General features: G+C 71.1%; 5 protein-coding genes and 1 pseudogene. 3 read left to right on the top strand and 3 right to left on the bottom strand.

Annotated features, from left to right (window positions below; all coding sequences use genetic code 11):
* The first annotated feature begins 98 nt into the window (after positions 1-98).
* Positions 99-1079, top strand: coding sequence for an ABC transporter ATP-binding protein (locus C1J00_RS30810; RefSeq protein WP_102912271.1), 981 nt, complete (start codon positions 99-101; stop codon positions 1077-1079).
* Between the two features lie 101 nt (positions 1080-1180).
* On the opposite strand, the gene C1J00_RS30805 is transcribed toward C1J00_RS30810, so the two are convergent.
* The 3 genes from C1J00_RS30805 to C1J00_RS30795 all read right to left on the bottom strand — a co-directional run bounded on the left by C1J00_RS30805 (position 1181) and on the right by C1J00_RS30795 (position 8387).
* A complete protein-coding gene (locus tag C1J00_RS30805) occupies positions 1181-2644 on the bottom strand; it encodes a glutamate synthase subunit beta (RefSeq protein ID WP_102912270.1) in 1464 nt (487 codons plus the stop codon).
* A complete protein-coding gene (gene gltB / locus C1J00_RS30800; RefSeq protein WP_102912269.1) occupies positions 2637-7244 on the bottom strand; it encodes a glutamate synthase large subunit in 4608 nt (1535 codons plus the stop codon). The genes C1J00_RS30805 and gltB overlap by 8 nt, the downstream gene beginning before the upstream one ends.
* 411 nt (positions 7245-7655) lie before the next feature.
* Positions 7656-8387 (bottom strand): VIT1/CCC1 transporter family protein, encoded by a 732-nt coding sequence (locus C1J00_RS30795; protein WP_102912268.1) that lies wholly within the window; start codon positions 8385-8387, stop codon positions 7656-7658.
* A 227-nt stretch (positions 8388-8614) separates the two neighbouring features.
* Here C1J00_RS30795 and C1J00_RS30790 point away from each other — a divergent pair, with 227 nt between their 5' ends.
* Together C1J00_RS30790 and C1J00_RS30785 are read left to right on the top strand one after the other, a co-directional pair.
* Positions 8615-9622: an ADP-ribosylglycohydrolase family protein gene (locus C1J00_RS30790; protein ID WP_102912267.1), complete on the top strand. Its 1008-nt coding sequence runs from the start codon at positions 8615-8617 to the stop codon at positions 9620-9622.
* Positions 9619-9921: pseudogene (locus C1J00_RS30785) on the top strand (ADP-ribosylglycohydrolase family protein); the annotation flags it as partial. The gene C1J00_RS30790 and the pseudogene C1J00_RS30785, both read left to right, overlap by 4 nt.

Raw genomic sequence — 9921 nt, 5'->3', positions numbered from 1 at the left:
GTGGGCGCGCTGCTGCCGGCGGGGGCGGTGGCCGTGGCGCAGGCCTGGTGGGCGGGGCGCCGGACACCGATCAGCCACCTCAGGGCAGGAGACATGCGATGAGCAGTACGACGGAGTCGCTGGAGGAGCTGGAGCGTCGGGTGGCGCTGCGCCGCGACCGGCCCGCGTACGGGCACGACGCCCTGATCGCCTGCGACCGGCTGGTGCGGATCTTCGCCCGGCGCGGCGGCGGGGACGCGGTGGAGGTGCAGGCGCTCCAGGGACTGGATCTCCTGGTGCGGGAGGGCGAGTTGATGGCCCTCGTGGGGGCGTCCGGCAGCGGCAAGTCGACGTTGATGAACATCCTCGCGGGCCTGGACGTCCCGACCGCGGGCGCCGCGAGGGTCGCGGGCCGCGACCTGCTGGCGATGGACGCGAAGGCGCGGTTGCGGTACCGGCGTGAGGTGGTGGGCTTCGTCTGGCAGCAGACGGCACGCAACCTGCTGCCCTATCTGACGGCGGCGCAGAACGTCGCCCTGCCCATGCAGCTGGCGGGCGCCTCCCGGCGGAAGCGTGCCGGGCGGGCGGACGAGCTGCTGTCCCTGCTCGGCGTCGCCGACTGCCGGGACCGGCGTCCGCAGGCGATGTCCGGTGGTCAGCAGCAGCGTGTCGCGATCGCCGTCGCCCTCGCCAACGCGCCCGCGGTCCTGCTCGCCGACGAGCCGACCGGCGAGTTGGACTCGGCGACCGGGCAGCAGGTGTTCGCGGCGTTCCGCCGGGCCAACGAGGAGCTCGGCACGACGATCGTCATCGTCACGCACGACCAGGCGGTCGCCGGTGAGGTCCGCCGCACGGTCGCGATCCGGGACGGCCGCACCTCGACGGAGGTGCTGCGCCGCACGGAGGTGGACGAGGCGGGCCGGGAGTCGCTGGTGTCGCGTGAGTACGCGATGCTCGACCGGGCGGGCCGCCTCCAGCTGCCGGCCGATTACACGGCGGCCCTGGGCATGGCGGACCGGGTGCTGCTGGAGCTGGAGGAGGACCACATCCAGGTGTGGCCGGACGCGAACGGCGACGAGAGCGGCGAAGGGACCGGCTGAGGACGTGCGACAGCGCCTGCCCGGGCGTCCGGTCGGGGACTGTCGGGCAGACGCTGTCAGTGTTCCGTACGCCTTTGTACGGGACGTCTTGTGCGGTGCGGTCAGACCATCAGGGATCGGTCCGTCGGGCGGATCGGCGCGTGCAGCTCGCTCGCGCCGGTGAGGGCACGGTCCACCCCGCGTGCCGCCGAGCGGCCCTCCGCGATGGCCCAGACGATGAGCGACTGGCCGCGGCCGGCGTCACCGGCGACGAACACACCCGGCACGTTGGTCTGGAAGTCGGCGTCGCGGGCGATGTTGCCGCGCTCGTCGAGCTCCAGGCCGAACTGGTCCACCAGGCCGTTGTCGCGGTCCGTGCCCGTGAAGCCCATCGCCAGCGTCACCAGCTGGGCGGGGATCTTGCGCTCGGAGCCCGGCTTCGGGGTCAGCTTGCCGTCGATGAACTCCACCTCGGTGAGGTGCAGCCACTGGACGTTGCCGTCCTCGTCGCCCTCGAAGTGGGTCGTCGAGACCGAGTAGACGCGCTCGCCGCCTTCCTCGTGCGCCGAGGTGACCTTGTACAGCATGGGGAAGGTCGGCCAGGGCTGGTTGACGGGGTTCCGCTCCTCGCCCGGGCGGGGCATGATCTCCAACTGCGTGACGGAGGCCGCGCCCTGGCGGTGGGCGGTGCCGACGCAGTCCGCGCCGGTGTCGCCGCCGCCGATGACCACGACGTGCTTGCCCTCGGCCGAGATCGGAGTGGTGACGTAGTCGCCCTCCTGGACCTTGTTGGCCAGCGGCAGGTACTCCATGGCCTGGTAGATGCCCTTGAGCTCGCGCCCGGGCACCGGCAGGTCGCGGGCCGTGGTGGCGCCGACGGCCAGGACGACCGCGTCGTAGCGCTTCTTCAGGTCCGTGGCCTTCAGGTCCCGGCCGATCTCGATGCCCGTGCGGAAGCGGGTGCCCTCCGCGCGCATCTGCTCGATACGGCGGTTGATGTGCCGCTTCTCCATCTTGAACTCGGGGATGCCGTAGCGGAGGAGGCCTCCGATGCGGTCCGCGCGCTCGTAGACGGCGACGGTGTGGCCGGCGCGGGTCAGCTGCTGGGCGGCTGCGAGGCCGGCCGGGCCGGAGCCGATGACCGCGACGGTCTTGCCGGACAGGCGCTCCGGGATCTGCGGGGCGACGTCCCCGGTCTCCCACGCCTTGTCGATGATCGAGACCTCGACGTTCTTGATGGTGACCGGCGGCTGGTTGATGCCGAGCACACACGCCGATTCGCAGGGGGCGGGGCACAGGCGGCCCGTGAACTCCGGGAAGTTGTTCGTGGCGTGCAGACGCTCCTGCGCGGCCGCCCAGTCCTCGCGGTAGGCGTAGTCGTTCCACTCGGGGATGAGGTTCCCGAGCGGGCAGCCGTTGTGGCAGAACGGGATGCCGCAGTCCATGCAGCGGCTGGCCTGCTTGCTGATGATCGGCAGCAGCGAGCCGGGAACGTAGACCTCGTTCCAGTCCCGGACGCGCTCCTCGACGGGGCGGGACCGTGCGAGTTCGCGCCCGTGGTTCAGGAAGCCCTTCGGGTCAGCCATTGATCGCCGCCTCCATCATCTTCTCGTGGGTCTCGGTCTCGGAGAGACCGGCTCGCTCGGCGGCTTCCTTGGCGGCGAGCACTGCCTTGTACGTGCTGGGGATGATCCTGCTGAAGCGCTCGACTGCGGTGTCCCACTCGGCCAGGAGCTTCTCGGCGACGGTCGAGCCCGTCTCCTCCTGGTGGCGGCGGACCACGTCGTGCAGCCACTGCTTGTCGGTGTCGTCGAGCGGCTCGACGGCGTCCAGGTTGCCGGCGTTGACGTTGTCGGGGTCCAGGTCGATCACGTACGCGATACCGCCGGACATGCCGGCCGCGAAGTTGCGGCCCGTCTCGCCGAGCACCACGGCGTGGCCGCCGGTCATGTACTCGCAGCCGTGGTCGCCCACGCCCTCGGAGACGACCGTCGCGCCGGAGTTGCGGACGCAGAACCGCTCACCGGTCTTGCCGCGCAGGAACATCTCACCGCCGGTGGCGCCGTAGCCGATGGTGTTGCCGGCGATGACGCTGTACTCGGCGAGGTGGTCGGCCGCGCGGTCCGGGCGGACGACGATCCGGCCGCCGGACAGGCCCTTGCCGACGTAGTCGTTGGCGTCGCCCTCCAGGCGCAGCGTGACACCGCGCGGGACGAAGGCGCCGAACGACTGGCCGGCGGAGCCGGTGAAGGTGATGTCGATGGTGTCGTCGGGCAGGCCCGCGCCGCCGAACTTCTTCGTCACCTCGTGGCCGAGCATGGTGCCGACCGTGCGGTTGATGTTGCGGATCTGCACCTGGGCGCGCACCGGCTGGGCGTCGGTGGCGCCGGACGCGGAGAGCGCGTCGGCCGCCAGCTTGATCAGCTCGTTGTCGAGCGCCTTCTCCAGGCCGTGGTCCTGCGTGATGACCTGGTGGCGCGCCGCGCCCTCGGGCAGTGCGGGCACGTGGAACAGCGGCTCCAGGTTGAGGCCTTGTGCCTTCCAGTGGTCGACGGCCCGCGTGACGTCGAGGGTCTCGGCGTGGCCGACGGCCTCCTCGAGGGAGCGGAAGCCGAGCTCGGCGAGGATCTCGCGGACTTCTTCGGCGATGTACTGGAAGAAGTTCACGACGTACTCGGCCTTGCCGTTGTACCGCTCGCGCAGGACCGGGTTCTGCGTGGCGATGCCGACCGGGCAGGTGTCGAGGTGGCAGACGCGCATCATGACGCAGCCGGAGACGACGAGCGGCGCGGTCGCGAAACCGAACTCCTCGGCGCCGAGCAGCGCGGCGATGACGACGTCACGTCCGGTCTTCAGCTGGCCGTCGGTCTGGACGACGATGCGGTCGCGCAGACCGTTGAGCAGCAGCGTCTGCTGGGTCTCGGCGAGGCCGAGTTCCCAGGGACCGCCCGCGTGCTTCAGGGAGGTGAGCGGGGAGGCACCCGTACCGCCGTCGTGGCCGGAGATCAGGACGACGTCCGCGTGCGCCTTGGACACGCCCGCGGCGACCGTGCCGACGCCGACCTCGGAGACCAGCTTGACGTGAATCCGCGCCTGCGGGTTCGCGTTCTTCAGGTCGTGGATCAGCTGGGCCAGGTCCTCGATGGAGTAGATGTCGTGGTGCGGCGGCGGGGAGATCAGACCGACGCCCGGGGTGGAGTGCCGGGTCTTGGCGACCCACGGGTAGACCTTGTGGCCGGGCAGCTGGCCGCCCTCGCCGGGCTTGGCGCCCTGCGCCATCTTGATCTGGATGTCGTCGGAGTTGACCAGGTACTCGGAGGTCACACCGAAGCGGCCGGAGGCGACCTGCTTGATGGACGACCGGCGGGCCGGGTCGTACAGGCGCTCCGGGTCCTCGCCGCCCTCACCGGTGTTGGACTTGCCGCCCAGCTGGTTCATGGCGATGGCGAGGGTCTCGTGCGCCTCCTGGGAGATGGAGCCGTACGACATGGCGCCGGTCGAGAACCGCTTGACGATCTCGGAGACCGGCTCGACCTCGTCGATGGAGATCGGCTGCCGGTCCGACTTGAAGCCGAACAGGCCGCGCAGCGTCATCAGCCGCTCGGACTGCTCGTTCACGCGCTCGGTGTACTTCTTGAAGATGTCGTACTTGCCGGAGCGCGTGGAGTGCTGGAGGCGGAAGACCGTCTCCGGGTCGAACAGGTGCGGCTCGCCCTCGCGGCGCCACTGGTACTCGCCGCCTATGTCCAGGGCGCGGTGCGCCGGGGCGATGCCGGAGGCCGGGTAGGCCTTGGCGTGGCGGGCGGCGACCTCCTTGGCGACGACGTCGATGCCGACTCCGCCGATCTTGGTGGCCGTGCCGTTGAAGTACTTCACGACGAAGGCCTCGTCGAGACCGACGGCCTCGAAGACCTGGGCGCCGCGGTAGGAGGCGACGGTCGAGATGCCCATCTTGGACATGACCTTCAGTACGCCCTTGCCGAGGGCGTAGATCAGGTTGCGGATGGCCGTCTCGGCCTCGACGCCGGGAAGGAACGTCCCTGCGCGGACCAGGTCCTCGACGGACTCCATCGCCAGGTACGGGTTGACGGCGGCGGCGCCGTAGCCGATGAGCAGGGCGACGTGGTGGACCTCGCGGACGTCACCGGCCTCGACCAGCAGGCCCACCTGGGTGCGCTGCTTGGTGCCGATGAGGTGGTGGTGAACGGCCGCGGTGAGCAGCAGCGACGGGATCGGCGCGTGCTCGGCGTCCGAGTGGCGGTCCGACAGGACGATCAGCCGGGCGCCGTTGTCGATGGCGGCGTCGGCCTCGGCGCAGATCTCCTCGATGCGCGCGGCCAGGGCGTCACCGCCGCCGTGCACCCGGTACAGGCCGGACAGCGTCGCGGCCTTGAAGCCGGGCATGTCGCCGTCGGCGTTGATGTGGATGAGCTTGGCCAGCTCGTCGTTGTCGATCACCGGGAAGGGCAGCAGGACGCTGCGGCAGGAGGCCGCGCCCGGGTCGAGCAGGTTGCCCTGCGGGCCGAGCGAGGAGCGCAGGGAGGTGACCAGTTCCTCGCGGATGGCGTCCAGCGGCGGGTTGGTGACCTGCGCGAACAGCTGGGTGAAGTAGTCGAAGAGCAGACGGGGGCGGTCCGACAGCGCGGCGATCGGCGAGTCGGTGCCCATCGAGCCGATGGGCTCGGCGCCGGCCTTGGCCATCGGCGCGAGGATGACGCGCAGCTCCTCCTCGGTGTAGCCGAAGGTCTGCTGGCGGCGGGTGACCGAGGCGTGCGTGTGGACGATGTGCTCGCGCTCGGGCAGGTCGGAGAGCTCGATCTCGCCGGCCTCGATCCACTCCGCGTACGGCTTCTCGGCGGCGAGCTCGGCCTTGATCTCGTCGTCCTCGATGATGCGGTGCTCGGCGGTGTCGACGAGGAACATGCGGCCGGGCTGGAGGCGGCCCTTGCGGACGACCCTGGCCGGGTCGATGTCGAGGACGCCGACCTCGGAGCCGAGGACGACGAGGCCGTCGTCGGTGACCCAGTAGCGGCCGGGGCGCAGGCCGTTGCGGTCGAGGACCGCGCCGACCTGGGTGCCGTCGGTGAAGGTGACGCAGGCCGGGCCGTCCCAGGGCTCCATCATCGTGGAGTGGAACTGGTAGAAGGCGCGCCGGGCCGGGTCCATGGAGTCGTGGTTCTCCCACGCCTCCGGGATCATCATCAGCACGGAGTGCGGCAGGGAACGGCCGCCCAGGTGCAGGAGTTCGAGGACCTCGTCGAAGGAGGCGGAGTCGGAGGCGTCCGGCGTGCAGACCGGGAAGATCCGGTCGATGGTCTTCTCGTCCGACCCGAACAGGTCCGAGACGAGCTGCGACTCGCGGGCGACCATCCAGTTGCGGTTGCCCTTGACGGTGTTGATCTCACCGTTGTGCGCGACGAAGCGGTACGGGTGGGCCAGCGGCCACGAGGGGAACGTGTTCGTCGAGAACCGGGAGTGCACGAGCGCGATCGCGGAGGCGAAACGGCGGTCGGACAGGTCCGGGAAGAAGGGCTCAAGCTGGCCGGTGGTCAGCATGCCCTTGTAGACGATGGTCCGCGCGGACAGCGAAGGGAAGTACACGCCGGCCTCGCGCTCGGCGCGCTTGCGCAGCACGAAGACCTTGCGGTCGAGGGCGATACCCGTGGCGGGCACGGCCGCGCCGTCGCTGACGAAGATCTGGCGGAAGACCGGCATGGTCGACCGGGCGGTGGCGCCCAGCAGCTGCGGAGCGACCGGCACCTCGCGCCAGCCGAGGACGGTGAGGCCCTCGTCGGCGGCGATCGTCTCGATCTGCGAGACGGCGTCGGCAGTGGAGTCCTCCGGCAGGAAGGCGATACCGACGGCGTAGGAACCCGCGTCGGGCAGTTCGAATCCGGCCACGTCACGGAAGAAGGCGTCCGGGACCTGCGACAGGATGCCGGCGCCGTCGCCGGAGTCGGGCTCGGAGCCGGTGGCGCCGCGGTGTTCGAGGTTGCGCAGGACGGTCAGAGCCTGCTCGACCAGGGTGTGGGACGCCTCGCCTGTGAGGGTGGCGACGAAGCCGACGCCGCAGGCGTCGTGCTCGTTGCGGGGGTCGTACATACCCTGCGCAGCAGGGCGAGCATCCATGAAGGACCAGTTCTGGCCATTCGCGGAATGCTGGGACGGCTGGCGCGGCGTACGCATCGGCTCTCCCGTCGTCGTCAGGTGGCTGGGGGCACCTCCCAGGCCCTTGAGGCTCTGGGGGAGCAAGCGCCGAGGGACGACGTTGGCCCTCGCGTGATCGCAAAATTTCGTGCAGGTTACATGATGGAGCGGTTCTCGGGAACCGGGATAATCCGTTCCAACATGCGGACACTGCGGGTTCGCGGCGGGGGTACCGCGCCAGCAGTGGAAGCTATGGAGGGGCCGCGCGAATCGATCGGGTGGGATCGGTTTCATCGGCCCGAGGAGCGGGACAGGCGTCTTCACCCGTCCCACTGGGCGCGCGGCGAGCGTCATTGCCCGCAGCGCTTACGGCTCATGCCCGGTGGTCGCACACTCGAAACCAGTCAGTAACGGCTACCTATGCGGCCCCATGCATAAGCCCGAGCCGCGCTATCCTACGGCCGTTCCGAACACGGTGCCCAGGGCGTACGTCACACCGGCCGCCGCACCTCCCAGGAACAGCTGCCGCAGCCCGCTGTACCACCAGGTGCGCGCCGTCACCCTGGCCACCACCGCACCGCACAGGAAGAGCCCGAGCAGCGCCAGCAGCACCGCCGGCCAGATGCTGCTCGCCCCCAGCAGATAGGGCAGGACGGGAATCAGCGCACCCAGCGCGAAGGAGCCGAAACTCGACACCGCGGCCACGGCCGGTGAGGGCAGATCGCCGGGGTCGATGCCCAGCTCCTCGCGGGCGTGGATCTCCAGCGCCTGCTCGGGATCCTCCGACAGCTGCCGGGCCACCTCGCGGGCCAGTCGCGGCTCGACGCCTCGCGACGCGTAGAGCGCGGCGAGTTCGGCCTCCTCGTCCTTGGGGTGCTTGCGCAGCTGGCGCCGCTCCACGTCCAGCTCGGCCTCGACGAGCTCGCGCTGCGAGGCGACGGAGGTGTACTCGCCGGCGGCCATGGAGAAGGCGCCGGCGGCCAGGCCCGCGAGTCCGCTGAGGACGACGGCGTGCTGTCCGGCCGCCCCGCCGGCGACACCGGTCATCAGGGCGAGGTTGGAGACCAGGCCGTCCATCGCACCGAACACCGCGGGGCGCAGCCAGCCGCCGTTCACGTCGCGGTGCGTGTGGTTGTCCCGGTGCGCCTCGTGCAGCGGCGCCTCGGTCTCGATGATGGCCATGGAAGATCCCCGCTCCCCGTCCTTCGGCCCACCCTTTGGACCTGTTCCAGAGTTTTACAACGCCAAAACTACGCCCGGGATTCCGTCGTCGCCAGCAAGGAAAGGCTGCGCTAACCTGCGGTTTTACCCTTTCGCGCTCACTTGATCATTCTCGCGCGCAGATGTCGACCGGGTGATGCTGGGGCTCGTGAGGCTGGGCGGAGTCACCGGAGTGGGACACATGCCGTATGGCATCGATCGCCTGTATCCCCTCCGTGCCGGCGCCCGGCGACGCCGCCGGACTTCGCGAACGGGCCCGCGGCGCGCTGCTGGGCCTGGCCGTCGGTGACGCCCTCGGGGCACCGGCGGAGAACATGAAGCCCTCCGAGATCCGCGCCCGCTGGGGCCGGATCACCGGGTACGTCGCCGACGAGCCGGCGGGCACGGACGACACCGAGTACGCGATCTTCTCCGGCCTCCTGCTGGCCCGGCACGGCTCCGCGCTGACCCCGGTCCATGTGGAGGCGGCCTGGCACGAGTGGATCGCCGACCGCGACGAGGGCCCCTTCCGGGGTGCCGGCTTCAGCGAACGCGGCACCCTGGAGAACCTGCGCCGCGGCCTGGCCGCCCCGATCTCCGCCCAGCACCGGCACGCCTGGAGCGACGGTCTGGCCATGCGCGCCGCTCCCTTCGGCGTGTTCGCGGCGGGCCGCCCGGCGGAGGCGGCCCGGCTGGTCGCGATCGACGGTTCGGTGAGCCACGACGGCGAGGGCATCTACGGCGGCCAGGCGGTGGCGGCGGGCGTCGCGGCGGCCATGGCGGGTGCACCGTCGACCGCGGTCGTGGCCGCGGCCCTCGCGGTCGTACCCGACGACTCCTGGACGGCCCGCAGTCTGCGCCGCGCGGCGGCCGTGGCGCACCGAGGGGAACGCGCGGTGCGCTCCGCGGTCGTCATCGGCGGCTACCCCTGGACCGATCTGGCCCCCGAGGCGGTCGCCCTCGCCTTCGGCGCGTACGCGGCGGCCGACGGTGACTTCGAGCAGTCCGTCCTGACCGCGGTGAACATGGGCCGCGACGCGGACACGACGGCGGCGGTGGCGGGGGCCCTGGCGGGCGCGACCCGGGGAGTGTCGGCCATCCCGCTGGCCTGGACGACCCCCATCGGCCCGGTCCTCGGCAGGTGCCTCCCGGCGATGGCGGGCTACCACGTCCTGGACGTGGCGGACCTGCTGACGCCGGCGGAGGTCATCTCGTGACGACGTACGAAGCGGAAGCCGCCGGCGGCGAGATCGCACCACGGGAGACCAGGACCCCTCGGGTGACAGTCACAGGCGGTGCGCGGGTGGAAGACAGACGGGCCGAAGGCGAAGCCGAGGCCACGAGAAGGGCCGAAGGCCTCCTGCTCGGCCTGGCCGCAGGCGACGCCGCCGGCTGGCCCGCCGCCCGCCACCGAGCCGCCCGCATGCCCGACTGGACCCGCCGCCTCACCCGCGAACTGGACACCTTCGCCGAACACAACGCGACGACGACCCTCCCCGTGCCCATCGCCCTGAAC

Origin of the sequence: Streptomyces cahuitamycinicus, assembly GCF_002891435.1 — a bacterium.
Lineage (GTDB): Bacteria > Actinomycetota > Actinomycetes > Streptomycetales > Streptomycetaceae > Streptomyces > Streptomyces cahuitamycinicus.
This window is presented reverse-complemented; position numbering and strand designations above follow the sequence as displayed.